The 1,936-nt window shown below is 71.4% G+C and carries 1 protein-coding gene; it reads left to right on the top strand.

Going from position 1 to position 1,936, the window contains the following annotated elements; translation table 11 throughout:
• Nucleotides 1-185: 185 nt before the first annotated feature.
• On the top strand, nucleotides 186-1,936 hold a 1,751-nt coding region (locus AB0C29_RS46075; RefSeq protein WP_360834372.1), incomplete at its 3' end, for an NAD(P)/FAD-dependent oxidoreductase.

Below are 1,936 nucleotides of genomic sequence, written 5' to 3' on the forward strand. Positions count from 1 at the left end.
CGGACCAGCTCGCGGGCGTGCCGGGACAGATCCGTGCCGGGCCGGACCGCGCTCAGCTCGCCCACGCCCGGCCTCCTTCCGACCCGGCGAGCGTAACCCGCTCGCTGTGACCGCCGCCACACCCGCCGTGTGCAACTCCTTGCAACCCTGGTGCGGCCCGGGGCGCCGGTCGTGTGCTTGCAGGCATGACAGAGACACGAGAGCGGGTCCAGGCGTGGCTCACGGCGTTCGAGGCCGCGCTGCACGACCGGGACGTCCCGCGGGCCGCCGCCCTGTTCGGCGCCGACAGCTTCTGGCGCGACCTGGTCGCGTTCTCCTGGAACATCACCACGGTGGAGGGCCCGGACGGCGTGACCGACCTGCTCACCACCCGCCTCGCCGACGTGGATCCGGGCGGCTTCACGATCGACGGCGAACCGGCCGAGGCCGACGGGGTCACCGAGGCGTGGCTGCGCTTCGAGACCCGCGTCGGGCGCGGCACCGGTCACCTGCGGCTGCGCGACGGCCGGGCCTGGACGCTGCTGACCACGCTGCGCGAGCTCATGGGCTTCGAGGAGGGCCGGCCGCAGGGGGTCGAGCTCGAGCTGCGGCCCGGGCGCCGCTCCTGGCGCGTGGAGCGGGAGACCGAGGAGCAGACCCTGGGGTACGAGCAACAGCCGTACGTGGTCGTCATCGGCGGCGGGCAGGGTGGCATCGCCCTGGGTGCCCGGCTGCGGCAGCTCGGCGTACCGGCGCTGGTGCTGGACCGGCACGAGCGCCCCGGCGACCAGTGGCGCGGACGCTACAAGAGCCTCTGCCTGCACGACCCGGTCTGGTACGACCACCTGCCGTACCTGCCGTTCCCGAAGAACTGGCCGGTGTTCGCGCCCAAGGACAAGATCGCCGACTGGCTGGAGATGTACACCCGGGTCATGGAGGTGCCGTACTGGTCGAAGGCGGAGGTCCGCTCGGCCCGCTACGACGCCGGGGCGGGCCGGTGGCAGGTCACGGTGGACCGCGACGGCGAATCGGTGGAGCTGCGCCCGGCCCAGCTGGTGTTCGCCACCGGCATGTCCGGCAAGGCCAACTATCCGAGCCTGCCCGGCCAGGACGTGTTCCGCGGCGAGCAGCACCACTCCAGCCGGCATCCCGGGCCGGAGGCGTACCGGGGACGCAAGGTGGTGGTGATCGGCTCGAACAACTCGGCCTTCGACATCTGCGGGGCGCTGTGGGAGCACGACGCCGACGTGACCATGGTCCAGCGTTCCTCGACGCACATCGTCAAGTCCGCGTCGCTGATGGAGATCGGGCTGGGCGCGCTCTACTCCGAGGAGGCCGTCGAGGCGGGGGTCAGCACCGAACGGGCCGACCTGATCTTCGCGTCGCTGCCGTACCGGATCATGCACGAGTTCCAGATCCCGCTGTACGAGCAGATGGCCGAGCGCGACCACGACTTCTACACCCGCCTGGAGAAGGCCGGCTTCCAGCACGACTGGGGCGACGACGGGTCCGGGCTGTTCATGAAGTACCTGCGCCGCGGCTCCGGCTACTACATCGACGTGGGCGCCGCCGAACTCGTCGCGGACGGCCGGATCAAGCTGGCCCACGGCCAGGTCGACCACCTGACCGAGACGTCCGTGGTGCTGACCGACGGCACCGAGCTCGAGGCGGACCTGGTCGTCTACGCCACCGGCTACGGCTCGATGAACGGCTGGGTCGCCGACCTGGTCGACCGGGAGACCGCGGACCGGGTCGGCAAGGTGTGGGGCCTGGGCTCGGGCACCACCAAGGACCCCGGGCCGTGGGAGGGCGAGCAGCGCAACATGTGGAAGCCGACCCGGCAGGAGAACCTGTGGTTCCACGGCGGCAACCTGCACCAGTCACGGCACTTCTCGCTCTTCCTGGCCCTGCAGCTCATGGCGCGCTATGTGGGCCTGCCGACACCGGTCTACCGGCC

The organism is Actinoplanes sp. NPDC048791 (assembly GCF_040650095.1).
Lineage (GTDB): Bacteria > Actinomycetota > Actinomycetes > Mycobacteriales > Micromonosporaceae > Actinoplanes.